This window comes from Staphylococcus sp. MZ3 (assembly GCF_018622755.1).
GTDB lineage: Bacteria > Bacillota > Bacilli > Staphylococcales > Staphylococcaceae > Staphylococcus > Staphylococcus aureus.
Genome location: NZ_CP076026.1, coordinates 1602989 through 1628782, shown reverse-complemented (window position 1 = coordinate 1628782; position 25794 = coordinate 1602989). Strand labels below are relative to the sequence as shown.

Below are 25794 nucleotides of genomic sequence, written 5' to 3'. Positions count from 1 at the left end.
TTGTCAAAAATTAGGTATAATAGTATAACTAATGCTTAATAGGTGATTTAATTTGCGAATAGATCAATCGATCATTAATGAAATAAAAGATAAAACCGACATTTTAGACTTGGTAAGTGAATATGTAAAACTAGAAAAGAGAGGACGCAATTATATAGGTTTGTGTCCTTTTCATGATGAAAAGACACCTTCATTTACAGTTTCTGAAGATAAACAAATCTGTCATTGTTTTGGTTGTAAAAAAGGTGGCAATGTTTTTCAATTTACTCAAGAAATTAAAGACATATCATTTGTTGAAGCGGTTAAAGAATTAGGTGATAGAGTTAATGTTGCTGTAGATATTGAGGCAACACAATCTAACTCAAATGTTCAAATTGCTTCTGATGATTTACAAATGATTGAAATGCATGAGTTAATACAAGAATTTTATTATTACGCTTTAACAAAGACAGTCGAAGGCGAACAAGCATTAACATACTTACAAGAACGTGGTTTTACAGATGCGCTTATTAAAGAGCGAGGCATTGGCTTTGCACCCGATAGCTCACATTTTTGTCATGATTTTCTTCAAAAAAAGGGTTACGATATTGAATTAGCATATGAAGCCGGATTATTATCACGTAACGAAGAAAATTTCAGTTATTACGATAGATTTCGAAATCGTATTATGTTTCCTTTGAAAAATGCGCAAGGAAGAATTGTTGGATATTCAGGTCGAACATATACCGGTCAAGAACCAAAATACCTAAATAGTCCTGAAACACCTATCTTTCAAAAAAGAAAGTTGTTATACAACTTAGATAAAGCGCGTAAATCAATTAGAAAATTAGATGAAATCGTATTACTAGAAGGTTTTATGGATGTTATAAAATCTGATACTGCTGGCTTGAAAAACGTTGTTGCAACAATGGGGACACAGTTGTCAGATGAACATATTACTTTTATACGAAAGTTAACATCAAATATAACATTAATGTTTGATGGGGATTTTGCGGGTAGTGAAGCAACACTTAAAACAGGTCAAAATTTGTTACAGCAAGGGCTAAATGTATTTGTTATACAATTGCCATCTGGCATGGATCCGGATGAATACATTGGTAAGTATGGCAACGACGCATTTACTACTTTTGTAAAAAATGACAAAAAGTCATTTGCACATTATAAAGTAAGTATATTAAAAGATGAAATTGCACATAATGACCTTTCATATGAACGTTATTTGAAAGAACTGAGTCATGACATTTCACTTATGAAGTCATCGATTTTGCAACAAAAGGCTATAAATGATGTTGCGCCATTTTTCAATGTTAGTCCTGAGCAGTTAGCTAACGAAATACAATTCAATCAAGCACCAGCCAATTATTATCCAGAAGATGAGTATGGCGGTTATATTGAACCTGAGCCAATTGGTATGGCACAATTTGACAATTTGAGCCGTCAAGAAAAAGCGGAGCGAGCATTTTTAAAACATTTAATGAGAGATAAAGATACATTTTTAAATTATTATGAAAGTGTTGATAAGGATAACTTCACAAATCAGCATTTTAAATATGTATTCGAAGTCTTACATGATTTTTATGCGGAAAATGATCAATATAATATCAGTGATGCTGTGCAGTATGTTAATTCAAATGAGTTGAGAGAAACACTAATTAGCTTAGAACAATATAATTTGAATGACGAACCATATGAAAATGAAATTGATGATTATGTCAATGTTATTAATGAAAAAGGACAAGAAACAATTGAGTCATTGAATCATAAATTAAGGGAAGCTACAAGGATTGGCGATGTAGAATTACAAAAATACTATTTACAGCAAATTGTTGCTAAGAATAAAGAACGCATGTAGCATGTGATTTTAAAGAATAATACGAATAATGATTATGTCAAAATGTATAAGGGTAAATGATAGTTACCGCATTTAAACAACACTATTGAAAAATAAATATTGGGATTAGTTCCAATTTGTAAAATAAAATTAAAAATATGGATGAATTAATTAAGAATTTAGTTTAAAATAGCAATATTGAATAAATTTCGAATGTTCATATTTAAAATCGGGAGGCCGTTTCATGTCTGATAACACAGTTAAAATTAAAAAACAAACAATTGATCCGACATTAACATTAGAAGATGTTAAGAAGCAATTAATTGAAAAAGGTAAAAAAGAGGGTCATTTAAGTCATGAAGAAATTGCTGAAAAACTTCAGAATTTTGATATCGACTCTGATCAAATGGATGATTTCTTTGATCAATTAAATGATAATGATATTTCACTAGTTAATGAAAAAGATAGTTCAGATACTGACGAGAAACTGAATCCAAGTGATCTTAGTGCCCCTCCAGGTGTTAAAATAAATGACCCAGTTCGTATGTACCTTAAAGAAATTGGGCGTGTTAACTTATTAAGTGCACAAGAAGAAATCGAATTAGCCAAACGTATTGAACAAGGTGATGAAGTAGCAAAATCAAGACTTGCAGAAGCGAACTTACGTTTAGTTGTAAGTATTGCTAAAAGATACGTAGGTCGTGGTATGTTATTCCTTGATTTGATCCAAGAAGGTAATATGGGTCTTATTAAAGCTGTTGAAAAATTTGACTTTAACAAAGGATTTAAGTTTTCAACATATGCAACATGGTGGATTAGACAAGCAATTACTCGTGCAATTGCTGACCAAGCACGTACGATTCGTATCCCTGTGCATATGGTAGAAACAATTAATAAATTAATTCGTGTTCAACGTCAATTATTACAGGACTTAGGTCGAGATCCAGCACCAGAAGAAATTGGTGAAGAAATGGATTTACCAGCAGAAAAAGTTCGTGAAATTTTAAAAATTGCGCAAGAACCTGTTTCATTAGAAACACCAATTGGTGAAGAAGATGATAGTCATTTAGGAGACTTTATTGAGGATCAGGAAGCACAAAGTCCTTCAGATCATGCAGCTTATGAATTATTAAAAGAGCAATTAGAAGATGTGCTTGATACATTAACTGATAGAGAAGAAAATGTATTACGATTAAGATTTGGTCTTGATGACGGCAGAACAAGAACACTTGAAGAAGTTGGTAAAGTTTTCGGTGTTACACGTGAACGTATTCGACAAATCGAAGCAAAAGCACTTAGAAAATTAAGACATCCAAGTCGTAGTAAACGTTTGAAAGACTTTATGGATTAATTTATATCAATTTTAATGATTGATACCAAGACATGAATAAGCGCTTATTTATTTTTAGATTAAGATTTAACTTGAGTGAGGTTGGTACATTGAATAATGTTCAACCTCTTTTTTCATAAAGGAGAATAAAATGATTTCGTTAAATAACCGATTAACGACGGTAAGTCGATTTTTAAAACAAGGTACAATCGCGGATATTGGCTCAGATCATGCTTATTTGCCAATCTATGCAATTCAAAACCATTTATGCGATTACGGTATTGCAGGAGAAGTTATTCAAGGCCCTTTTCAAGCTGCTGTGAAAAATGTAGCTGCAAACCAATTAGTAGATAGAATTGATGTACGTTTAGGGGATGGCTTAAGTGTTATTCATCCTGAGGACGTAATCGATAATATCACAATATGTGGTATGGGCGGACCACTTATTGCTAAAATTTTAAAAGATGGGCAAGATAAGTTAAGTCAACATCCAAGGTTGATTTTACAAAGTAATATACAAACTGAAAATTTAAGACAAACATTACAACAATTGAATTATGAAATAATTGATGAAATAATAATGGAAGAAAAAGGCCATATTTATGAAATTGTTGTAGCAGAATATTCTACACAATTAATAGAGCTATCATCTGATGAATTGAAATTCGGACCAAAATTGCTGAACAACAAAAATGAATATTTTATAAAAAAATGGCAAAGAGAGTTAGAAGCACTTTATCATATTAAATCGAAACTCAATACTGAACAACATCATCAACGTTTAGCTCAAATTAATGACGAAATTGCTGTAATTGAAAGGGTGTTATAGTAATGAAAATAGCTGATTTAATGACATTGTTAGATCATCATGTGCCATTTAGTACTGCTGAATCTTGGGATAATGTAGGATTGTTAATAGGTGATGAAGATGTTGAAGTTACTGGTGTTTTAACAGCATTAGACTGTACGTTGGAAGTAGTAAATGAAGCAATCGAAAAAGGTTATAATACTATTATTAGTCATCATCCTCTAATCTTTAAAGGCGTAACATCATTAAAAGCTAATGGTTATGGTTTGATCATTAGAAAACTAATTCAACATGACATTAATTTAATAGCGATGCATACAAATTTAGATGTAAATCCGTATGGTGTCAATATGATGTTGGCGAAGGCGATGGGTTTGAAGAACATTTCAATAATAAATAATCAACAAGATGTATACTATAAAGTTCAAACATATATACCTAAGGATAATGTTGGACCATTTAAAGATAAGCTTAGTGAAAATGGATTAGCGCAAGAAGGTAATTATGAATATTGTTTCTTTGAAAGTGAAGGAAGAGGGCAATTCAAACCAGTTGGTGAAGCTAATCCAACAATAGGACAAATTGATAAAATTGAATATGTAGATGAAGTTAAAATTGAATTTATGATAGATGCATATCAAAAGTCAAGGGCTGAGCAATTAATTAAACAATACCATCCATATGAAACACCGGTATTTGATTTTATTGAGATAAAACAAACATCCCTTTATGGACTTGGCGTTATGGCAGAAGTGGATAATCAAATGACATTGGAAGATTTCGCAGCTGATATTAAATCTAAATTAAATATCCCAAGTGTCCGTTTTGTTGGTGAGTCTAATCAGAAAATTAAACGTATTGCAATTATTGGTGGTTCAGGTATTGGATATGAATATCAAGCTGTCCAACAAGGCGCAGATGTCTTTGTAACAGGTGATATTAAACATCATGATGCCTTAGATGCTAAAATTCATGGTGTGAATTTAATTGATATTAATCATTACAGCGAATATGTGATGAAAGAAGGTTTAAAAACGTTACTAATGAATTGGTTCAATACAGAAAAAATAAATATAGATGTTGAAGCATCTACAATTAATACAGATCCATTTCAATATATTTAAACTAAAATCTCGGGATTTCTAAATTTTGAAATTTCGAGGTTTTAATATTTTTATTTAAAATAGCACATTTATACTTTATAATAGTAAAGATGAACATATAAGGAGGCCAAATCATGGCAAAACATCCATTCGAACAATTTAATCTAGAATCTAGTTTAATTGACGCTGTGAAAGACCTTAATTTTGAAAAACCAACTGAAATTCAGAATCGAATTATTCCAAGAATACTAAAGAGAACAAATTTAATTGGTCAATCTCAAACGGGTACAGGGAAATCTCATGCATTTTTATTACCATTAATGCAGTTAATTGATAGTGAAATAAAAGAACCACAAGCAATCGTAGTTGCACCAACAAGAGAACTTGCACAACAACTATACGATGCAGCGAACCATTTAAGCCAATTTAAAGCTGGTGTTTCAGTTAAAGTTTTTATTGGTGGTACAGATATAGAGAAAGATAGACAACGTTGTAATGCACAACCACAATTGATTATAGGCACCCCTACTAGAATTAATGACTTAGCTAAAACGGGACATTTACATGTGCACTTAGCATCATATTTAGTTATTGATGAAGCGGATCTTATGATTGACTTAGGATTAATTGAAGATGTAGATTACATTGCTGCAAGATTGGAAGATAATGCAAATATTGCGGTGTTTAGTGCTACAATTCCACAACAGTTACAACCATTTTTAAATAAATATTTAAGTCATCCAGAATATGTAGCTGTCGACAGTAAAAAACAAAATAAAAAGAACATCGAATTCTTTTTAATACCTACTAAAGGTGCAGCTAAAGTTGAAAAGACTTTAAATTTAATTGATATACTAAATCCATACTTATGTATTATTTTCTGTAATAGTAGAGATAATGCAAATGATTTAGCACGTTCACTAAATGAAGCTGGTATTAAAGTTGGTATGATTCATGGTGGCTTAACGCCACGTGAACGTAAACAACAAATGAAACGTATACGTAATTTAGAATTCCAATACGTTATTGCCAGCGATTTAGCATCTCGTGGTATTGATATTGAAGGTGTTAGTCATGTCATCAATTTCGATGTGCCAAATGATATTGACTTCTTTACACATAGAGTCGGCCGAACTGGCCGTGGGAATTATAAAGGTGTAGCAATTACGCTTTATAGTCCTGATGAAGAACACAATATTTCATTAATAGAAGATCGCGGTTTTGTATTCAATACTGTTGATATTAAAGATGGTGAGTTAAAAGAAGTTAAAGCGCACAATCAGCGTCAAGCAAGAATGCGCAAAGATGACCATTTAACTAATCAAGTGAAGAACAAAGTTCGAAGTAAAATTAAAAACAAAGTTAAACCAGGTTATAAGAAGAAATTTAAACAAGAAGTTGAAAAAATGAAACGTCAAGAGCGTAAACAATTTAGTAAGCAGCAAAATAGACAAAAACGTAAGCAAAACAAAAAAGGTTAGGTGTGTTTTATGTTATTAGGATCACATGTTTCAATGAGTGGTAAAAAGATGTTAGAAGGTTCTGCTATAGAAGCGTATGAATATGGTGAAACAACATTTATGATTTATACTGGTGCACCTCAAAACACGCGCCGTAAAAGTATTGAAGATTTAAATATAACTAAAGGTCATGAAGTGATGGAAAAATATGGCTTATCTAATATTGTTGTTCATGCACCATACATCATTAATATTGCAAATACAACCAAACCAGAAACGTTTAATCTTGGTGTAGATTTCTTGCAACAAGAAATTGAAAGAACGCAAGCTATAGGCGCTAAAGATATTGTATTACATCCAGGTGCGCATGTTGGAGCTGGTGTTGATGCCGGAATTAATAAGATTATTGAAGGATTAAATGAAGTTTTAACGAATGACAATAATGTACGTATTGCGCTTGAAACGATGGCAGGTAAAGGTACAGAGATTGGTCGCTCGTTTGAAGAGTTAGCACGTATTATTGATGGAGTTCATAATAACGAACGTTTATCAGTATGTTTTGATACATGTCATACGCATGATGCTGGATATAATGTGAAAGAGGACTTTGATGGCGTATTAAATGAATTTGATAAAATTATTGGAGTCGACAGAATCAAAGTTGTTCATGTCAATGATTCTAAAAATGACCGTGGCGCTCAAAAAGACCGACATGAAAATATTGGCTTCGGTTACATTGGTTTTGATGCATTAAATTACATTGTGCATCATGATAGTTTTAAAGATATTCCGAAAATCTTAGAAACACCTTATGTTGGTGAAGATAAGAAAAATAAAAAACCGCCATATAAACTTGAAATTGAAATGTTAAAACAACAGCAATTTGACCCAGAATTAAAAAATAAGGTTATGCAACAATAAAATGATAATGCTCTCTTCAAGAAATGCGATAAATAAAACTTGAAGGGGGCATATCTCTTTATTTTGTCTAATTTTGAGTCGTAAACATTACTGTTTACATATGTTACTAGGAGTTGTATAGTTGAATGCGAGGTGAGAATACGATGACACCAGTCTTTGAATTGAAAAATGTCAATTACTACTATGATCATAAAAAAGTGTTAGAAAATATAAACATTAAAATAAATAAAGGTGAATTTTTAGCGATTGTTGGACCAAATGGTGCTGGTAAATCAACATTATTGAAGTTGATTCTAGGGTTATTACCTTTACAAAGTGGTGAGATTTTTGTTGAAGGTATTGATTTTAAAAATAAGAAAACATCAATTAAATTAAGCTATGTATCACAAAAAGCAAATGCCTTTAATTCAGGTTTCCCAGCAAGTGTTAAAGAAGTTGTTTTAAGCGGATTAACAAAGACAAAACGTCTTTTCCAAACATTTAATAGCAAAGATAATGAAAAAGTGATTAAAGTACTAGAAAGACTGAATATAAGTGATTTAATTCATAAAAATATAGCAGAATTATCAGGTGGTCAACAACAACGTGTAATGATTGCCCGAGCATTGATTTCAGAACCTGCAGTATTAGTACTTGATGAACCAACGAATGGTATTGATGCAAAACATGTAAGTGAATTTTATAATACTTTAGATCAATTAAAACAAGAAGGTATCACCATTATCTTAGTTACTCATGATATCGGTGTTGTAGCAGATACTGCTACTGAAGTAGCATGTTTAAATAAGCATTTGCATTTCCATGGTACAACTGATGAGTTTAAATCACTTGATGAAGTTGAAATTTCAAAAATTTATGGACATCCTGTACGTTTTGTCGATCATCAGCATAATCGAGAATGTTGTAATTAATAAAGATTTGAGTTTATTTAAAATGGAAAGGCGTGTCACAATTGATAGATGCATTATTGAATTTTGATTTTATGAGGTACTCTTTAATTAGTGGTATCTTGATAGGTTTTATTGCGCCTCTAATCGGTGCTTTTATCGTTGTTAGACGACTATCACTTATAGCTGATGCTCTAAGTCATGTAACTTTAGGTGGTATATCCTTCGGTATGTTTTTACTTACTATTATGCCAACACTAGTATTTATTAATCCAATGTGGTTTGGAATCTTATTCGCAATAGTAGGTGCGCTTCTAATTGAAAAATTAAGAACGTCATACACTGCTTACCAAGAAATTGCTATTCCAATTATAATGAGTGCTGGTATCGCCTTGAGTGCAATCTTTATTTCATTAGCTGATGGGTTCAATCAAGAAATTGTTGGATTGCTATTTGGCTCAATAAGCGCAGTGAATATAAGTGATTTAACAACGATTATTGTCATTGCCATCATAGTTGTTCTGTTTATTACATTGTTTTATAAAGAATTATTTATATTGTCATTTGATGAGGAATATAGTAAAGTCATTGGTATTCCTAAATGGATTCAATTTTTATTTATTGTTATTGTAGCGATGGTTATTTCTGCCTCAATGCGTGTTGTAGGGATACTGTTAGTAAGTGCTTTAATCACGTTACCAATTGCAATAAGTATGCGAATAACAAAAAGTTTTAAGCAATTGATATTACTAAGTGTATTTTTAGGTGAATTATCAGTAATATTAGGCTTAGTCCTAGCTTTCTATATGGACATTTCTCCGGGTGGTGTAATTGTAGTTCTACTAGTTATTTTACTTATGGTTACAATGGCTTATCAGAAAATGCGAATGAAGTTTAAAAAGGGAGCTAATATCAATGAATACAAATGATGCTATTAAAATTTTAAAAGAGAACGGTTTAAAATATACAGATAAACGTAAAGATATGTTAGATATTTTTGTCGAAGAAGATAAGTATATAAACGCAAAGTATATACAACAAGTTATGGATGAAAATTATCCTGGAATTTCATTCGACACAATATATAGAAACCTGCACTTATTTAAAGATTTAGGGATTATTGAAAATACAGAACTTGATGGTGAAATGAAGTTTAGAATCGCTTGTACAAACCATCATCATCATCATTTTATCTGTGAAAAGTGTGGAGATACAAAGGTAATAGATTATTGTCCAATAGATCAGATAAAGTTATCACTACCTGGTGTTAATATTCACAAACACAAACTTGAAGTTTATGGTGTATGTGAGTCTTGCCAAGATTAATATAAAGAAATGAGATTTATGCACATTTGGTCAGATGTATGCATAAATCTCATTTTTTAAATTATAGAAGATAAAGGTTCATTTCATACTCCGTTCGTATGATTTTATGGCAAATCTGTTAACTTTTTATATACAAAATGTTTAATTATTTTTGATTTGAGTTATATTAAATGAGTAGAGAAAATAATAAGTAGTAGAATTTAAGCAAATTCTTTGTTGAACCAGTCACTGCTTGTTATTATTTACTTACAGACATTTTAGGAGGATGATTATTTATGGCTTTTGAATTACCAAAATTACCATACGCATTTGATGCATTAGAACCACATTTTGACAAAGAAACTATGGAAATTCACCATGACAGACATCATAACACGTATGTTACGAAATTAAATGCTGCAGTAGAAGGTACAGATTTAGAATCTAAATCTATTGAAGAAATTGTTGCTAATTTAGACAGTGTACCAGCTAACATCCAAACTGCTGTACGTAATAATGGCGGTGGACATTTAAACCATTCATTATTCTGGGAGTTACTTTCACCAAACTCAGAAGAAAAAGGTACTGTAGTAGAAAAAATTAAAGAACAATGGGGTTCTTTAGAAGAATTTAAAAAAGAATTTGCTGACAAAGCAGCTGCACGCTTTGGTTCAGGTTGGGCTTGGTTAGTCGTAAACAATGGCCAGTTAGAAATTGTGACTACACCAAACCAAGATAATCCATTAACTGAGGGTAAAACACCTATTTTAGGTTTAGACGTATGGGAACACGCTTATTACCTAAAATATCAAAACAAACGCCCTGACTACATTGGCGCATTTTGGAATGTAGTTAACTGGGAAAAAGTTGACGAATTATATAATGCAACAAAATAAAGTATGATTACTTGTTCGGTCTCTTAAATGAGACCGTTATTTTTTTGTCAAAAAGATAGAAATAATTTCTAAATTCATATATGATTTAAAGTGAAAGACTTTGAATAGAGGTAGGTAGTTTTGTTAAAAAGACTAAAAGAAAAATCAAATGATGAAATCGTTCAAAATACAATTAACAAGAGAATTAACTTTATATTTGGTGTGATTGTATTTATTTTTGCAGTACTAGTACTACGTTTAGGTTATTTACAAATCGCACAAGGCTCACATTATAAACAAATTATAAAAAATGATGAAAACATTACAGTGAATGAGTCTGTGCCAAGAGGTCGTATTTTAGACAGAAATGGGAAAGTTTTAGTTGATAATGCTTCTAAAATGGCTATTACATATACTAGGGGTCGAAAAACAACACAATCGGAAATGTTGGATACGGCTGAAAAGTTATCAAAGCTAATCAAGATGGATACTAAGAAAATTACAGAACGTGATAAGAAAGATTTCTGGATTCAGTTGCATCCTAAAAAAGCAAAAGCAATGATGACAAAAGAACAAGCTATGTTAGCAGATGGAAGTATTAAACAAGATCAATATGATAAACAACTGTTATCGAAAATCGGAAAATCACAATTAGATGAATTGTCTTCTAAAGATTTACAAGTTTTAGCTATTTTTCGAGAGATGAATGCAGGAACAGTTTTAGATCCACAAATGATAAAAAATGAAGATGTCAGTGAAAAAGAGTATGCAGCAGTTTCTCAGCAACTTTCCAAATTACCAGGTGTTAACACGTCTATGGATTGGGATAGAAAATATCCATATGGCGATACTTTAAGAGGTATATTCGGAGATGTATCGACACCTGCTGAAGGTATTCCAAAAGAATTGACAGAACATTACTTATCCAAAGGATATTCACGCAATGATCGTGTTGGAAAATCTTACCTAGAATATCAATATGAAGATGTATTGCGTGGTAAGAAGAAAGAAATGAAATACACAACGGACAAATCTGGTAAAGTTACATCTTCAGAAGTGTTAAATCCTGGCGCTCGCGGTCAAGATTTGAAATTAACGATCGATATAGATCTTCAAAAAGAAGTAGAAGCATTATTAGATAAACAAATTAAGAAGCTTCGCAGCCAAGGTGCAAAAGATATGGATAATGCTATGATGGTTGTACAAAATCCTAAAAATGGAGACATTCTTGCGCTTGCCGGAAAGCAGATTAATAAGAGTGGTAAAATGACTGATTATGACATTGGTACGTTTACTTCTCAATTTGCGGTTGGATCTTCTGTAAAAGGTGGAACATTATTAGCTGGTTATCAGAATAAAGCTATCAAAGTTGGAGAAACAATGGTCGATGAACCATTACATTTCCAAGGTGGTTTGACAAAACGATCATACTTCAATAAAAACGGGCATGTATCTATTAATGATAAGCAAGCTTTGATGCATTCATCAAACGTATATATGTTTAAAACAGCATTAAAATTAGCGGGAGACCCTTATTATTCTGGTATGGCTTTACCTTCAGACATAAGTTCACCTGCCCAAAAGCTAAGAAGAGGATTAAATCAAGTAGGCTTAGGTGTGAAAACAGGGATAGATTTACCAAATGAAACAAGAGGTCAAATCGAACCATTAACAAATAATCCAGGTAATTATCTAGATTTATCAATTGGTCAATATGATACCTATACACCATTACAATTATCACAATATGTTTCAACTATAGCGAATGATGGTTATAGAATACAGCCACACATTGGATTAACGATTCATGAATCAACTAATAAAGATGAGGTTGGTCCACTCAAGAAGAAAATTAATGGCACTGTCTTGAACAAGGTTAATAATACTGAAAAAGAAATCAAACAAATTCAAGAAGGATTCAAAATGGCATTTAATGATAAAGATGGTACAGGATATGTTAGTTTTAAAGATACAGTAGTACCTACTGCTGGTAAAACGGGTACCGCAGAAGTGTTCCAAAACGGAGAGCCAAGAGTTAACTCTACTTATATAGGATACGCGCCAATTGATGATCCAAAATTAGCGTTTTCAATTGTATATACAAATCAGCCTGTACCACCACCATGGTTAACAGGTGGAGACTTAGGTAGAGATGTAATTAATTACTACTTTAAGCAGTTAGGTAAAGATGATAAAAATAAAGACAAAGACAAATAAAATTTAACCTGACGATTGTGTAGCGTATGGTTGTAAAATTTTAACTTTGCAAATATTATAGATGTTGGTATAATAATAAAGTCGTATTTAGAAATGATAAGGAGGAATAACCATGCGCGTAAACGTAACTTTAGCTTGTACGGAATGTGGTGACAGAAACTACATTACAACTAAGAACAAAAGAAATAATCCAGAACGTGTTGAAATGAAGAAATTCTGTTCACGTGAAAACAAACAAACTTTACACCGTGAAACAAAATAATCATTAAAATTAAATTTAAATTAACAATAAAAAAGGTGAAATCTCAAAATAAGAGGTTTCACCTTTTTAATTATGCACACGTATGAAATGATAAAAGATTTTCAATTGAAATAATAAATTTTAGAATTGTCGCATAATTCATCATGACAACATAATGACATGTATTGTTATTAACGATATAATAGAATTGAATAAAGTGGGTGATAATGTGACTAAAAATGAGATTAGAAAATACATTTTACATAAAATGAAGAATTTTAATAAAGCTGAAAAGCGAAAAGCAGACACATGGTTAAGAAATCAATTTTTTGCAACTGAAGAATACAAAGAAGCAAACGCAATTGCGCTAGTTCTTTCTTTTAATCATGAAGTAGATACTTTTTCTATTATTGAACAAGCCTTAATGGATCATAAACGTATTTTTGTACCGAAAATGGATTATTTAAATCATCAAATGGCTTTTAAAGAAATATTTAATCTCAAAGATATTGATGTCGATAATAAGGGGATTTACTATCCAACTTCAAAAGGTGAAACAACGAATAACCTAGATTTAATTGTTGTTCCTGGTGTTGGATTTCAAGACGATGGATATAGAATTGGGTATGGTGGTGGCTATTACGACAGGTTTTTAGCTAATTATCAGACAAAGACAATAAGCTTATTATACGATTTTCAAATAACATCATTTGAACCGGAATCATTCGATCAACCAGTCGATAAATTGATTATATATTAATCAGCATAGTGGAGGACTAAATGAACATAGACAAACAATTTTGGAAAACAATATATTATTGGATTAGGTACTTGAATTTTGATATTGTCAGTAGGGAAAAAGATGACCAAGAAATTTGGTTAGCCCATAAAAGAAAAAAACAAGTAGTCATTTTTAAACAACATATCAAGTCTACCCAAGAAATACGTTTTGACAAAGCGAAAGTGCTTGAACACAAAGATGAAATAGCAAATTTTATTTCTTTCGAACCACAAAGTTTTGAATTTTATTATTTTACAGAATCGGAATTTTCAGAAGAACAATTAAATGAAGTTTCGCCAATTAGAATTAAATTCAATGTTATAAGACACACAAAAGATTTGATAAAGCATATGCCGAATATATTTTTGGCTAGACTTATTTCAGAAGATAATGATAAAAAGACATATATGTTCTATAAACGCAAAGTATTAACCGATAACTTTTTAGATAAATATATGCAGAAATTTTCACCGGCAACATATACAATAATATTTGTAAATGTCTTAATATGGTTATGTATGATTTTATATTTAAATAATTTTTCGGATGTAAAATTATTAGATGTTGGCGGGTTAGTGCATTTTAATGTCGTACATGGTGAATGGTATCGAATTGTTACATCGATGTTTTTACATTTTAGTTTTGAACATATACTTATGAATATGCTTTCATTATTTATTTTTGGTAAAATAGTCGAAGCAATTATTGGTTCATGGCGGATGTTAACTGTATACTTTATTGCAGGGTTGTTTGGAAACTTTGTATCACTATCATTTAATACGACTACAATTTCAGTTGGGGCTAGTGGTGCTATATTTGGTCTGATTGGATCAATTTTTGCGATGATGTATGTTTCAAAAACATTTAACAAAAAAATGTTAGGACAGTTATTAATTGCATTAGTGATATTAGTTGGTGTTTCTCTGTTTATGTCAAATATAAATATTGTGGCGCATATTGGAGGATTCATTGGTGGTTTATTAATAACTTTAATTGGCTATTACTATAAAGTGAATCGTAATATTTTTTGGATTTTACTAATTGGTATGCTTGTTATATTTATTGCACTTCAAATTAGAATTTTTACAATTAAAGAAGATAATATTTATAATAAATTGATCAAAGATGATATGACTAGTGGTAATTATGATAATGCTCAAAATATTGTGAAGCAGACAATAAATAAAAATTATGCCGATGATCAAACATATTATTTAAGTGGTATGATTATGGCTACTATCAATTCTAAGTCTGAAGGTATGACAGAATGGGAGCGAGGACTTAGAATGTTTCCTAAATCAGGTTTATTAAATTTTGAGTTAGCGATAGCAAATCGTTCATTAAATGATGATGAAAAAGCATTAAAATATGTGCGTAAAGCATTAAATGCAGACCCTAAAAATACAGATTATATTAACTTAGAAAAAGAGTTGACTAAATCAAATGAGTCGAAAAATAAATAACTTTTATGATGTACAACAGTTATTGAAAAGTTACGGATTTCTAATATATTTTAAAAATCCAGAAGATATGTACGAAATGATTCAACAGGAGATTTCATCATTGTATCAATATGAACTGTTATCTAAGGAAGAATATTTGAAATGTACGTTGATAATTAATCAGAGAAGGAATGAACAGAAATGACAAAAATTATTTTAGCAGCTGATGTAGGCGGGACGACTTGTAAATTAGGTATTTTCACACCTGAATTAGAACAATTACATAAATGGTCTATTCACACTGATACATCTGATAGTACAGGATATACACTTTTGAAAGGAATTTATGATTCGTTTGTTGAAAAAGTAAATGAAAATAATTATAATTTTTCAAATGTACTTGGCGTAGGTATTGGTGTACCAGGTCCTGTTGACTTTGAAAAAGGTACAGTAAATGGAGCAGTAAACTTATATTGGCCAGAAAAAGTTAATGTACGTGAGATTTTTGAACAATTCGTTGATTGTCCAGTGTATGTAGATAATGATGCTAACATAGCTGCTTTAGGGGAGAAACACAAAGGTGCTGGTGAAGGTGCCGATGATGTTGTTGCCATCACACTTGGTACAGGTCTAGGTGGAGGAATTATTTCAAATGGTGAAATCGTACATGGTCATAATGGCTCTGGCGCAGAAATAGGTCATTTTAGAGCAGACTTCGATCAACGATTTAAATGTAATTGTGGTCGTTCTGGATGTATTGAAACAGTTGCTTCAGCGACAGGCGTTGTTAACTTAGTTAACTTCTACTATCCGAAGTTGACGTTTAGATCTTCTATATTAGAATTGATTAAAGAAAATAAGGTTACAGCAAAAGCTGTTTTTGATGCGGCAAAAGCTGGTGACCAATTCTGTATTTTCATTACTGAAAAGGTTGCAAACTATATTGGATATTTATGTAGTATTATTAGTGTTACAAGTAATCCGAAATATATCGTTCTAGGTGGAGGAATGTCTACTGCAGGACCTATTTTAATTGAAAATATTAAAACAGAATATCATAATTTAACATTTGCACCTGCTCAATTTGAAACTGAAATTGTACAAGCGAAATTAGGTAATGATGCAGGTATTACAGGAGCAGCAGGATTAATCAAGACCTATGTATTAGATAAAGAGGGGGTAAAATAATGGCTATTGTTGATGTGGTTGTTATTCCAGTTGGAACGGAAGGTCCGAGTGTTAGTAAATATATTGCAGATATTCAGAAAAAACTTCAAGAATATAAAGCAATGGGTAAAATTGATTTTCAATTAACACCAATGAATACTCTAATTGAAGGTGAATTAAGCGATGTATTAGAAGTTGTGCAAGTGATACATGAATTACCTTTTGATAAAGGTTTAAGTAGAGTTTGTACAAATATCCGTATTGATGACCGACGAGACAAATCTAGAAAAATGAATGATAAACTAACATCAGTACAAAAACATTTAGAAAATAGTGGTGAAAACCTATGAGGATTTCAAGCTTAACTTTAGGCTTAGTTGATACTAATACGTATTTCATCGAAAATGACAAAGCTGTTATTCTGATTGACCCTTCAGGTGAAAGTGAAAAAATTATTAAAAAATTAAACCAAATAAATAAACCGTTAAAAGCTATTTTATTAACACATGCACACTTTGATCATATCGGAGCAGTCGATGATATAGTTGATCGATTCGATGTCCCGGTTTATATGCATGAAGCAGAGTTTGATTTTCTAAAAGATCCCGTTAAAAATGGGGCAGATAAATTTAAGCAATATGGATTACCAATTATTACAAGTAAGGTAACTCCTGAAAAGTTAAACGAAGGTAGCACAGAAATAGAAGGATTTAAGTTTAATGTGTTACACACACCTGGACATTCACCAGGAAGTTTAACATATGTGTTCGATGAATTCGCAGTTGTTGGAGATACATTATTTAATAATGGAATCGGACGTACAGATTTATATAAAGGTGATTATGAAACGCTAGTTGATTCTATTCAAGATAAAATATTTGAATTAGAAGGCGATTTACCTTTATTCCCTGGACATGGTCCATATACGACGGTTGATGATGAACAATTAAATCCATTTTTACACGGTTAAATTGAAGTAATAAAAACACCTCCTACGTGATTATATGTAGGAGGTGTTTTTTTGAAGATTCTATTTCAAGAAATAATTAATAAAGCGATAGAAATGAAAGCGAGTGATGTACATTTTATTCCAGTTAAAAATGAAGTAAGTATTAAATTTAGAATTAATGATAACTTGGAGCAGTATGAACAAATTGGGAATAGCATTTATCAAAAGTTATTAGTTTATATGAAGTTTCAAGCTGGGCTTGATGTTTCTACACAGCAAGTCGCACAGAGCGGTCGATATAGTTACCTTTTCAATAAAATATATTTTTTGAGAATATCAACTTTACCATTGTCACTTGGCCAAGAAAGTTGTGTTATCAGAATTGTACCTCAATTTTTTCAACCACAGAAATCAACTTATAAATTCAATGATTTTAAACACCTCATGAATAAGAAACAAGGATTACTATTGTTTAGTGGACCAACTGGTTCAGGAAAGAGTACATTAATGTATCAAATGGTCTCATACGCGAATAAAGCCTTGAATTTAAATGTAATTTCTATAGAGGATCCTGTAGAGATGCAAATTCCTGGTATCGTCCAAATTAATGTGAATGATAAAGCTGGCATAAACTATGTAAATTCGTTTAAAGCTATTTTAAGATGTGATCCTGATGTTATTTTAATAGGTGAAATCAGAGATAAAGATGTTGCCAAGTGTGTTATACAGGCTAGTTTAAGTGGTCACCTTGTTCTGACTACATTGCATGCAACTGATTGTAAAGGTGCTATTTTAAGGCTATTAGAAATGGGCATTTCTGTACAAGAATTGATACAGGCAACTAACTTAATTATAAACCAACGACTTGTAACTACTATTAAGCAACAGCGACAATTAGTATGTGAAATTCTATCTCAGCAACAACTCCGATATTTCTTTTCCCATAATCATTCATTACCATCATCATTTAAGAACTTAGAAGATAAACTTGATGATATGACAAAAGCAGGTGTCATTTGTGAAACTACAATGGATAAATACATTTAAACTACATTCTAAGAAGCGACAATTAAGTAAGGCCCAACAAATCGACTTACTTTCAAATTTATGTAATTTGTTGAAATATGGTTTCACTCTGTATCAAAGTTTTCAATTTTTAAATCTTCAAATGACATATAAAAATAAGCAATTAGGTACCACCATTCTAAGTGAAATTTCAAATGGTGCACCATGCAATCAAATATTATCACTGATAGGTTATAGCGATACTATCGTCATGCAAGTATATTTGGCAGAAAGATTTGGCAATATTATAGACGTTCTAGAAGAAACCGTAAATTATATGAAAGTGAATAGAAAGTCAGAACAACGATTGTTAAAGACACTGCAATATCCCTTAATACTAGTTTCTATCTTTATTGCTATGATTATTATATTAAACCTCACAGTAATTCCACAGTTTCAACAATTATATACTTCTATGAATATTCAACTATCTTCTTTTCAAAAAACATTGTCTTTTTTCATTACCAGCTTACCTACTATAATTGTAGTAATGCTCATAATAGTATCTATGTTGGCTATTATTATGAAATTAATTTATAACAATTTAAATATGCTCAATAAGATAAACTTTGTGATGAAACTACCGCTAATATCAGGCTATTTCCAATTATTTAAAACTTATTTTGTAACTAATGAATTAGTGTTGTTTTATAAAAATGGTATTACACTTCAATCAATAGTAGACGTTTATATTAACCATAGTAGTGATCCATTTAGACAGTTTCTAGGTAAATACTTATTAACTTATTCAGAAATGGGATATGGTTTGCCTCATATTTTAGAAAAACTAAAATGCTTTAAGCCTCAATTAATTAAGTTTGTGCTACAAGGTGAAAAGAGAGGGAAGCTAGAAGTAGAACTAAAGTTATATTCGCAAATATTAGTAAAACAAATAGAAGATAAAGCGATAAAACAGACTCAGTTTTTACAGCCTATTTTATTTTTGATTTTAGGTTTATTTATTGTCGCAATTTATTTAGTAATTATGTTACCAATGTTTCAAATGATGCAAAGTATAAAATAATGGAGGTTAATATATGTTTAAATTTCTTAAGAAAACTCAAGCGTTTACATTGATAGAGATGCTATTAGTGTTATTAATCATCAGTTTATTATTAATTTTAATCATTCCAAATATTGCTAAACAAACTGCTCACATACAATCAACAGGTTGTAATGCACAGGTAAAAATGGTTAATAGTCAAATTGAAGCGTATGCATTGAAACATAATAGAAATCCATCGTCTATTGAAGACTTAATTGCAGATGGTTTTATAAAAGAAGCACAAAAGACATGTAAATCAGGAGAGACAATCACAATTAGTAATGGAGAAGCAGTTGCAAATTAGAAAGCAGTCAGCATTTACTATGATTGAGATGCTTGTGGTAATGATGTTAATCAGTATATTTCTACTTTTGACAATGACATCTAAAGGATTAAGCAATCTTAGAGTAATAGATGATGAGGCAAATATCATTTCTTTTATTACTGAATTGAATTATATTAAGTCGCAAGCTATAGCAAATCAAGGATATATCAATGTTAGATTTTATGAAAACAGTGACACTATTAAAGTAATAGAGAATAATAAAATACGATTTCTAAAATTAAAAGTAGGCAAAATAATTAATGTTGCAAAAGTTGATATTATTGCCTTTGATAAAAAAGGGAATATCAATAAATTTGGTAGCATAACAATTTACAATAACAATTCAATTTATAGAATAATATTCCATATTGAAAAAGGAAGAATTCGTTATGAAAAGCTATAAGTGTAAAGGTTCATTCTTAATAGATAGTATGGCTGGATTTTTGCTAATTGGATTGATTACATTACTATTGATACCAATGATGAATCAAATGCAAGCGAGTATAAACCATAAACTACAAACAATTGATGCTTCTAAAGTAATTTTGACGACTGTATCTAAAATTAATAAAGAAGAACTTAAGAAGGGGGTAACTATAGGGAAGTATGATATTAAGCAAAGTGACCAACAAATTTGTGCTATTTCAAAAAATACCACTTCTTATCAAAAGACATGTATACAGTATTAATGTCAAAGCTTTTTCGCTCATTGAAATGTTAGTAGCGATGATGGTTATAAGTATAACTTTACTAATTGTTCCAGACTTAATTAGACTTAGTAAAACTTTTCTAATTGAAAGTAGGGATTTAACAACTGTAGATTTCGAATTTTTCTCAAGAGATATTCTAGATGATTTTAAAGGAGTAGATAGAAACGATATTGAAATTAGGCAACACCGTATCATTTTACATAAAGGTGAAGAAATGATCGAATACAAATTAATTAATAATAAAATTATTAAAGTTGTAAATGACAGAGGAAATATAACAATGATTAATAATGTTACAGCATTTACTGCAAATATCTACTATAAATCCATTATTAAAATAACGATAACAGTTAAAGTCGGTACAAATGTGCAGACTAAAACTATTTATGTATAACTTACTAGTATTTAAATGAGTACTATTAAAAAGGATGTGAAATAATTTATTAATTTTGATTTATATAAAGAAAAAGGATATGTTACGCCGTTCTTATTGATGCTAACAGCAATTTATTTTTCTATTTTCACTTTTTATATCAGTCAATATAGTTTAAAATTAAAGACATTATATAATATTGAAACTGACTATAACTATAAGATTGTTTTGTTATTGAAAGAAGGGAAAACGCATGAATCATGATAAATCACCAATAATTTTAATTGGTTTCATGGGTACCGGTAAATCTACGATTGGTAAATACGTTGCAGATGAGCAAAATTTATCATTTATTGATATAGATTCATATATCGAAGAGAAGTATAAGTTAACAATACCAGAAATATTTAGTAAACATGGTGAACAATATTTCAGGAATTTAGAGTTCACATGTTTGCAAGAATGTATTAACACTGCAGATATAATTGCTACTGGTGGTGGTATTATTGAGAGTGAAGAGGCATTTAATTTTTTGAAAAATCAAAAAAACATTATTTGGTTAGATTGTAATATTGATATTATATATAGTCGAATCAATGATGACCCACATCGACCTAATGCAAATAATAAGACAATCAAGCAGTTAAATGACTTGTATTGCTCGCGGAATTTAAGATATAATGAAATCGCATTCAAGAAATTTGATAGTCATTTGCTATCAATTTCAGAAATATATTATGAATTGCTAAATTTAATAAAAGCGAGTGATCAGTATTAGAGAGAATAGAGCGTTAAGACTCTATCGCCGAAGGTGCAAGTAATTTATTACGAAACTCTCAGGCAAAAGGATAATACTGTAACGCGTTCCTGAATTGGTGATTTATAAACAGGGTAGCGATTGCTATCCTGTTTTTATAATTTTAAGGGGGTATTTCAATGTCAAGTGATTTAAAACAAACACCTTTATATCAAAATTATGTTGATAGAGGTGCAAAAATTGTGGAATTCGGAGGATGGGCGATGCCTGTTCAATTTTCAAGTATTAAAGAGGAGCATAATGCTGTTCGATACGAAATTGGCCTGTTTGATGTTAGTCATATGGGTGAAATTGAAGTAACAGGTAAAGATGCTAGTCAGTTTGTGCAATATTTATTATCAAATGATACTGATAATTTAACTACTTCAAAAGCATTATATACTGCTTTATGTAATGAAGAAGGCGGTATTATTGATGATTTAGTAATATATAAATTAGCTGACGACAATTATTTATTAGTTGTTAATGCTGCTAATACTGAAAAAGATTTTAATTGGATTTTAAAACACAAAGAGAAATTTGATGTTGAAGTACAAAATGTATCAAACCAATATGGTCAATTAGCAATACAAGGACCAAAAGCTAGAGATTTAATTAATCAATTAGTTGATGAAGATGTAACTGAAATGAAAATGTTTGAATTTAAACAGGGTGTCAAATTATTTGGAGCAAACGTCATTTTATCTCAGTCAGGTTACACAGGTGAAGATGGGTTTGAAATTTATTGTAATATCGATGATACTGAAAAAATTTGGGATGGTTTATTAGAGTATAATGTTATGCCATGTGGGTTAGGCGCTCGTGATACATTAAGATTAGAGGCTGGATTGCCATTACATGGACAAGATTTAACTGAATCAATTACACCATATGAAGGTGGTATCGCTTTTGCAAGTAAACCATTAATTGATGCTGATTTTATTGGTAAATCTGTATTAAAAGATCAAAAAGAAAATGGTGCACCAAGAAGAACAGTGGGATTAGAATTACTTGAAAAAGGAATTGCAAGAACTGGTTATGAAGTTATGGATTTAGATGGAAATATTATTGGAGAAGTAACTTCAGGAACTCAGTCTCCATCATCAGGAAAATCAATTGCACTTGCAATGATAAAAAGAGATGAGTTTGAAATGGGTAGAGAGTTGCTTGTTCAAGTTCGTAAGCGTCAATTAAAAGCGAAAATTGTTAAGAAAAATCAAATTGATAAATAATTAAAAAGGGGTGTGCATTGTGAGTCATCGTTATATACCTTTAACTGAAAAAGACAAGCAAGAAATGTTACAAACAATTGGTGCAAAATCTATAGGAGAATTATTCGGTGATGTACCAAGTGACATTTTATTAAATAGAGATTTAAATATTGCTGAAGGCGAAGCGGAAACAACGTTACTTAGAAGATTAAATCGCATTGCAAGCAAGAATATCACTAAAGAAACGCATACATCATTTTTGGGTGCTGGTGTTTATGATCATTACGCGCCATCAGTTGTGGATGCTATGATTTCAAGATCAGAATTTTACACAGCATATACGCCATATCAACCGGAAATTTCTCAAGGTGAATTACAAGCCATTTTTGAGTTCCAAACTTTAATTTGTGAATTAACAGATATGGATGTAGCAAATTCTTCTATGTATGATGGGATGACTAGCTTTGCTGAAGCATGTATCTTAGCATTTAGTCAAACAAAGAAAAATAAAATTGTAGTCTCAAAAGGTTTACATTATCAAGCATTACAAGTACTTCATACTTATGCTAAGACGCGTAAGGAATTCGAAGTAGTGGAAATCGATTTAGATGGCACTGTTACAGATTTGAAAAAATTAGAAACAGCAGTGGATGATGAAACAGCAGCTGTTGCAGTACAATATCCAAACTTTTACGGTTCAATTGAAGATCTTGAAAAGATTCATAGCTTTATTGAAGATAAAAAAGCATTATTTATCGTATATGCAAATCCATTAGCATTGGGATTACTTACACCTCCAGGTTCATTTGGTGCAGATATTGTTGTAGGTGATACTCAGCCATTCGGAATTCCTGCTCAATTCGGTGGGCCACATTGTGGATATTTTGCAACGACGAAAAAGTTAATGCGTAAAGTGCCAGGTAGATTAGTCGGTCAAACACAAGATGATGAAGGTAATCGTGGCTTTGTATTAACATTACAAGCACGTGAACAACATATTCGACGCGATAAAGCGACATCTAATATTTGTTCTAACCAAGCATTAAATGCTTTAGCGTCATCAATTGCAATGTCAGCACTTGGTAAACAAGGTATCTATGATATTGCAGTTCAAAATATAGAACATGCTAACTATGCTAAACAACAATTTATTAAAAAAGGTTTTGAAGTATTAGATGGTACATCTTTCAATGAGTTTATAGTCAAATTTGACAAACCAATTCAACAAGTTAACGAGGAATTAGTGAAGTACAATATTATCGGTGGTTTTGATTTAGGTGTTGTTTCAGACGACTTTAAAAATCACATGTTAATAGCTGTAACTGAATTAAGAACAAAAGATGAAATCGATACATTTGTAGAAAAGGCTGGTGAGTTAAATGACTAGTAAATCAAGTCCATTAATTTTTGAAAGATCTCGTGAAGGCAGATATGCATATTCATTACCAAAAAGTGATATTAAAACAAATTCTGTTGAGTCATTGTTAGATGATAAATTTATTCGTAAAAACAAAGCGGAGTTTCCTGAAGTTGCTGAACTAGACTTAGTACGTCATTATACTGAACTTTCAAATAAAAATTTTGGTGTAGACAACGGATTTTATCCATTGGGTTCATGTACGATGAAGTATAACCCTAAAATTAATGAAAAGGTTGCTAGAATACCAGGATTTAGTGAATCACATCCATTACAAGATGAAGATCAAGTTCAAGGTTCATTAGAAATTATTTATAGTTTGCAAGAAGAATTAAAAGAAATTACTGGTATGGATGAGGTGACATTACAACCAGCTGCTGGCGCACATGGTGAATGGACTGCATTGATGATATTTAAAGCTTACCATGAGAATAATGGTGAAGGTCATCGTGATGAAGTCATTGTGCCAGATTCTGCGCATGGTACGAATCCAGCCTCAGCTTCATTTGCAGGATTTAAATCAGTTACTGTAAAATCAAACGAACGTGGCGAAGTTGATATTGATGACTTGAAACGTGTTGTAAATGAAAATACAGCAGCTATTATGTTAACTAATCCAAACACTTTAGGTATTTTCGAAAAAAATATTATGGAAATCCGTGAAATCGTCCATAATGCTGGTGGTCTATTATATTATGATGGTGCGAATTTAAACGCTATTATGGACAAAGTTCGCCCAGGAGATATGGGATTTGATGCTGTTCATTTAAACTTGCATAAAACATTTACTGGTCCACATGGTGGTGGCGGTCCTGGTTCAGGTCCAGTCGGTGTAGTAAAAGAACTAGCAAGTTACTTACCAAAGCCAATGGTTATTAAAGATGGCGACAAATTTAAATATGATAATGACATTAAAAATTCTATCGGACGTGTAAAACCATTTTATGGTAACTTTGGTATTTACTTAAGAGCTTATACGTATATTCGAACTATGGGAGCAACTGGACTTAAAGAGGTTTCTGAAGCAGCGGTTCTTAATGCGAATTATATTAAAGCACGTTTATCTGAACACTTTGAAATACCTTATAAACAATATTGTAAACACGAGTTTGTGTTAAGTGGTGTGCGTCAAAAAGAATTTGGTGTACGTACTTTAGACATGGCTAAGCGATTATTAGATTTCGGTGTACATCCACCAACAATATACTTCCCATTAAATGTTGAAGAAGGTATGATGATTGAACCGACTGAGACAGAGTCTAAAGAAACACTTGATTATTTTATCGATACATTAATTAGTATTGCTGAAGAAGCTAAAAATGATCCTGATAAAGTGCTAGAAGCACCACATACAACTGTGATTGATCGATTAGACGAAGCTACAGCTGCTCGTAAACCAATATTAAAGTTTGAAAATCTTAAACAGGAAAAATAAAGTATTAAACACATATTCCGAGAATTATTATTCTAACTTTGTATGAAGATTTAAGGATAATGGTTTCAAAATCAATTGAAAAAGACAATTTCTATTTAAA

The 25794-nt window shown here is 31.2% G+C and carries 29 protein-coding genes and 1 riboswitch; all 29 genes read left to right on the top strand.

What is annotated here, in order from left to right:
• The first annotated feature begins 52 nt into the window (after positions 1–52).
• The 29 genes from dnaG (at position 53) to gcvPB (ending at position 25694) form a co-directional block, all read left to right on the top strand.
• The gene (gene dnaG, locus KI230_RS07815; RefSeq protein ID WP_001217262.1) at positions 53–1852 is read left to right on the top strand and encodes a DNA primase; all 1800 of its coding nucleotides are present in this window, start codon (positions 53–55) and stop codon (positions 1850–1852) included.
• Between the two features lie 223 nt (positions 1853–2075).
• Positions 2076–3182 (top strand): RNA polymerase sigma factor RpoD, encoded by a 1107-nt coding sequence (gene rpoD / locus KI230_RS07810; RefSeq protein WP_001283055.1) that lies wholly within the window; start codon positions 2076–2078, stop codon positions 3180–3182.
• A 130-nt stretch (positions 3183–3312) separates the two neighbouring features.
• On the top strand, positions 3313–3990 hold the full coding sequence (locus tag KI230_RS07805; RefSeq protein ID WP_000624570.1) for a TrmK family tRNA methyltransferase: 678 nt from the start codon (positions 3313–3315) through the stop codon (positions 3988–3990).
• A 2-nt stretch (positions 3991–3992) separates the two neighbouring features.
• Entirely contained in the window at positions 3993–5093 is a 1101-nt protein-coding gene (locus KI230_RS07800; protein WP_000683933.1) for a Nif3-like dinuclear metal center hexameric protein, read from the top strand.
• 113 nt (positions 5094–5206) lie between these two features.
• Positions 5207–6553, top strand: coding sequence for a DEAD/DEAH box helicase (locus tag KI230_RS07795; protein ID WP_001062177.1), 1347 nt, complete (start codon positions 5207–5209; stop codon positions 6551–6553).
• A 9-nt stretch (positions 6554–6562) separates the two neighbouring features.
• Positions 6563–7453, top strand: a complete 891-nt coding sequence (locus tag KI230_RS07790) for a deoxyribonuclease IV (RefSeq protein ID WP_000924220.1) — start codon at positions 6563–6565, stop codon at positions 7451–7453.
• A gap of 125 nt (positions 7454–7578) precedes the next feature.
• Complete coding sequence (locus KI230_RS07785; RefSeq protein ID WP_001213908.1) at positions 7579–8364, top strand: metal ABC transporter ATP-binding protein; 786 nt, start codon at positions 7579–7581, stop codon at positions 8362–8364.
• A 41-nt stretch (positions 8365–8405) separates the two neighbouring features.
• A complete protein-coding gene (locus tag KI230_RS07780; RefSeq protein WP_049296600.1) occupies positions 8406–9269 on the top strand; it encodes a metal ABC transporter permease in 864 nt (287 codons plus the stop codon).
• Positions 9256–9666 (top strand): Fur family transcriptional regulator, encoded by a 411-nt coding sequence (locus KI230_RS07775; RefSeq protein WP_001095260.1) that lies wholly within the window; start codon positions 9256–9258, stop codon positions 9664–9666. Before KI230_RS07780 ends, KI230_RS07775 begins: the two co-directional genes overlap by 14 nt.
• Before the next feature lie 275 nt (positions 9667–9941).
• Positions 9942–10541, top strand: a complete 600-nt coding sequence (locus KI230_RS07770; protein ID WP_000863556.1) for a superoxide dismutase — start codon at positions 9942–9944, stop codon at positions 10539–10541.
• Positions 10542–10661: 120 nt separating this feature from the next.
• Positions 10662–12737 carry a peptidoglycan D,D-transpeptidase FtsI family protein gene (locus KI230_RS07765; protein ID WP_000919769.1) on the top strand — a complete coding sequence of 692 codons (2076 nt, stop codon included), beginning with the start codon at positions 10662–10664 and terminating at the stop codon, positions 12735–12737.
• 112 nt (positions 12738–12849) lie between these two features.
• Positions 12850–12999, top strand: coding sequence for a 50S ribosomal protein L33 (rpmG, locus tag KI230_RS07760; protein WP_001265709.1), 150 nt, complete (start codon positions 12850–12852; stop codon positions 12997–12999).
• Positions 13000–13207: 208 nt separating this feature from the next.
• Complete coding sequence (locus KI230_RS07755; protein WP_072384884.1) at positions 13208–13738, top strand: 5-formyltetrahydrofolate cyclo-ligase; 531 nt, start codon at positions 13208–13210, stop codon at positions 13736–13738.
• Positions 13739–13758: 20 nt separating this feature from the next.
• A complete protein-coding gene (locus KI230_RS07750; protein WP_001017867.1) occupies positions 13759–15222 on the top strand; it encodes a rhomboid family protein in 1464 nt (487 codons plus the stop codon).
• Positions 15203–15406, top strand: a complete 204-nt coding sequence (locus KI230_RS07745; RefSeq protein WP_000087561.1) for a YqgQ family protein — start codon at positions 15203–15205, stop codon at positions 15404–15406. Before KI230_RS07750 ends, KI230_RS07745 begins: the two co-directional genes overlap by 20 nt.
• Positions 15403–16389, top strand: coding sequence for an ROK family glucokinase (locus tag KI230_RS07740; protein ID WP_000161314.1), 987 nt, complete (start codon positions 15403–15405; stop codon positions 16387–16389). The genes KI230_RS07745 and KI230_RS07740 overlap by 4 nt, the downstream gene beginning before the upstream one ends.
• Positions 16389–16718 carry an MTH1187 family thiamine-binding protein gene (locus tag KI230_RS07735; RefSeq protein ID WP_001018871.1) on the top strand — a complete coding sequence of 110 codons (330 nt, stop codon included), beginning with the start codon at positions 16389–16391 and terminating at the stop codon, positions 16716–16718. The genes KI230_RS07740 and KI230_RS07735 overlap by 1 nt, the downstream gene beginning before the upstream one ends.
• On the top strand, positions 16715–17338 hold the full coding sequence (locus tag KI230_RS07730) for an MBL fold metallo-hydrolase (protein WP_001223008.1): 624 nt from the start codon (positions 16715–16717) through the stop codon (positions 17336–17338). Before KI230_RS07735 ends, KI230_RS07730 begins: the two co-directional genes overlap by 4 nt.
• Before the next feature lie 51 nt (positions 17339–17389).
• Positions 17390–18364: a competence type IV pilus ATPase ComGA gene (gene comGA / locus KI230_RS07725; protein WP_000697227.1), complete on the top strand. Its 975-nt coding sequence runs from the start codon at positions 17390–17392 to the stop codon at positions 18362–18364.
• Complete coding sequence (gene comGB / locus KI230_RS07720; protein ID WP_045176802.1) at positions 18336–19406, top strand: competence type IV pilus assembly protein ComGB; 1071 nt, start codon at positions 18336–18338, stop codon at positions 19404–19406. The genes comGA and comGB overlap by 29 nt, the downstream gene beginning before the upstream one ends.
• Before the next feature lie 13 nt (positions 19407–19419).
• Positions 19420–19731, top strand: a complete 312-nt coding sequence (comGC, locus tag KI230_RS07715) for a competence type IV pilus major pilin ComGC (protein ID WP_000472256.1) — start codon at positions 19420–19422, stop codon at positions 19729–19731.
• Entirely contained in the window at positions 19709–20155 is a 447-nt protein-coding gene (gene comGD, locus KI230_RS07710; protein ID WP_001790850.1) for a competence type IV pilus minor pilin ComGD, read from the top strand. The genes comGC and comGD overlap by 23 nt, the downstream gene beginning before the upstream one ends.
• Positions 20142–20441 carry a hypothetical protein gene (locus KI230_RS07705; RefSeq protein WP_000844413.1) on the top strand — a complete coding sequence of 100 codons (300 nt, stop codon included), beginning with the start codon at positions 20142–20144 and terminating at the stop codon, positions 20439–20441. The genes comGD and KI230_RS07705 overlap by 14 nt, the downstream gene beginning before the upstream one ends.
• Positions 20359–20856: a competence type IV pilus minor pilin ComGF gene (locus KI230_RS07700; RefSeq protein WP_001789864.1), complete on the top strand. Its 498-nt coding sequence runs from the start codon at positions 20359–20361 to the stop codon at positions 20854–20856. The genes KI230_RS07705 and KI230_RS07700 overlap by 83 nt, the downstream gene beginning before the upstream one ends.
• 96 nt (positions 20857–20952) lie before the next feature.
• Positions 20953–21099 carry a hypothetical protein gene (locus KI230_RS07695; protein WP_001789879.1) on the top strand — a complete coding sequence of 49 codons (147 nt, stop codon included), beginning with the start codon at positions 20953–20955 and terminating at the stop codon, positions 21097–21099.
• Positions 21089–21613: a shikimate kinase gene (locus KI230_RS07690; protein WP_001015121.1), complete on the top strand. Its 525-nt coding sequence runs from the start codon at positions 21089–21091 to the stop codon at positions 21611–21613. Before KI230_RS07695 ends, KI230_RS07690 begins: the two co-directional genes overlap by 11 nt.
• A riboswitch (glycine riboswitch) is annotated at positions 21600–21697 on the top strand. (Overlaps the previous gene by 14 nt.)
• A gap of 74 nt (positions 21698–21771) precedes the next feature.
• Complete coding sequence (gene gcvT, locus KI230_RS07685; RefSeq protein ID WP_000093349.1) at positions 21772–22863, top strand: glycine cleavage system aminomethyltransferase GcvT; 1092 nt, start codon at positions 21772–21774, stop codon at positions 22861–22863.
• 19 nt (positions 22864–22882) lie between these two features.
• Positions 22883–24229 carry an aminomethyl-transferring glycine dehydrogenase subunit GcvPA gene (gcvPA, locus tag KI230_RS07680; RefSeq protein WP_045177127.1) on the top strand — a complete coding sequence of 449 codons (1347 nt, stop codon included), beginning with the start codon at positions 22883–22885 and terminating at the stop codon, positions 24227–24229.
• Complete coding sequence (gene gcvPB / locus KI230_RS07675; RefSeq protein ID WP_000202188.1) at positions 24222–25694, top strand: aminomethyl-transferring glycine dehydrogenase subunit GcvPB; 1473 nt, start codon at positions 24222–24224, stop codon at positions 25692–25694. The genes gcvPA and gcvPB overlap by 8 nt, the downstream gene beginning before the upstream one ends.
• The last annotated feature ends 100 nt before the right edge of the window (positions 25695–25794 follow it).

What these genes read in the sequence shown, in the direction of transcription:
- KI230_RS07785 (WP_001213908.1), top strand. Translation starts at nt 7,579, where the DNA reads ATGCGAGGTGAGAATACGATGACACCAGTCTTTGAATTGAAAAATGTC.
- gcvPB (WP_000202188.1), top strand. Translation starts at nt 24,222, where the DNA reads ATGACTAGTAAATCAAGTCCATTAATTTTTGAAAGATCTCGTGAAGGC.
- KI230_RS07775 (WP_001095260.1), top strand. Translation starts at nt 9,256, where the DNA reads ATGAATACAAATGATGCTATTAAAATTTTAAAAGAGAACGGTTTAAAA.
- KI230_RS07800 (WP_000683933.1), top strand. Translation starts at nt 3,993, where the DNA reads ATGAAAATAGCTGATTTAATGACATTGTTAGATCATCATGTGCCATTT.
- comGD (WP_001790850.1), top strand. Translation starts at nt 19,709, where the DNA reads ATGGAGAAGCAGTTGCAAATTAGAAAGCAGTCAGCATTTACTATGATT.
- KI230_RS07770 (WP_000863556.1), top strand. Translation starts at nt 9,942, where the DNA reads ATGGCTTTTGAATTACCAAAATTACCATACGCATTTGATGCATTAGAA.
- KI230_RS07795 (WP_001062177.1), top strand. Translation starts at nt 5,207, where the DNA reads ATGGCAAAACATCCATTCGAACAATTTAATCTAGAATCTAGTTTAATT.
- KI230_RS07690 (WP_001015121.1), top strand. Translation starts at nt 21,089, where the DNA reads ATGAATCATGATAAATCACCAATAATTTTAATTGGTTTCATGGGTACC.
- KI230_RS07740 (WP_000161314.1), top strand. Translation starts at nt 15,403, where the DNA reads ATGACAAAAATTATTTTAGCAGCTGATGTAGGCGGGACGACTTGTAAA.
- KI230_RS07745 (WP_000087561.1), top strand. Translation starts at nt 15,203, where the DNA reads ATGAGTCGAAAAATAAATAACTTTTATGATGTACAACAGTTATTGAAA.
- KI230_RS07735 (WP_001018871.1), top strand. Translation starts at nt 16,389, where the DNA reads ATGGCTATTGTTGATGTGGTTGTTATTCCAGTTGGAACGGAAGGTCCG.
- rpoD (WP_001283055.1), top strand. Translation starts at nt 2,076, where the DNA reads ATGTCTGATAACACAGTTAAAATTAAAAAACAAACAATTGATCCGACA.
- KI230_RS07730 (WP_001223008.1), top strand. Translation starts at nt 16,715, where the DNA reads ATGAGGATTTCAAGCTTAACTTTAGGCTTAGTTGATACTAATACGTAT.
- KI230_RS07705 (WP_000844413.1), top strand. Translation starts at nt 20,142, where the DNA reads ATGAAAAGCTATAAGTGTAAAGGTTCATTCTTAATAGATAGTATGGCT.
- KI230_RS07790 (WP_000924220.1), top strand. Translation starts at nt 6,563, where the DNA reads ATGTTATTAGGATCACATGTTTCAATGAGTGGTAAAAAGATGTTAGAA.
- gcvT (WP_000093349.1), top strand. Translation starts at nt 21,772, where the DNA reads ATGTCAAGTGATTTAAAACAAACACCTTTATATCAAAATTATGTTGAT.
- comGC (WP_000472256.1), top strand. Translation starts at nt 19,420, where the DNA reads ATGTTTAAATTTCTTAAGAAAACTCAAGCGTTTACATTGATAGAGATG.
- KI230_RS07750 (WP_001017867.1), top strand. Translation starts at nt 13,759, where the DNA reads ATGAACATAGACAAACAATTTTGGAAAACAATATATTATTGGATTAGG.
- KI230_RS07700 (WP_001789864.1), top strand. Translation starts at nt 20,359, where the DNA reads ATGATATTAAGCAAAGTGACCAACAAATTTGTGCTATTTCAAAAAATA.
- rpmG (WP_001265709.1), top strand. Translation starts at nt 12,850, where the DNA reads ATGCGCGTAAACGTAACTTTAGCTTGTACGGAATGTGGTGACAGAAAC.
- KI230_RS07805 (WP_000624570.1), top strand. Translation starts at nt 3,313, where the DNA reads ATGATTTCGTTAAATAACCGATTAACGACGGTAAGTCGATTTTTAAAA.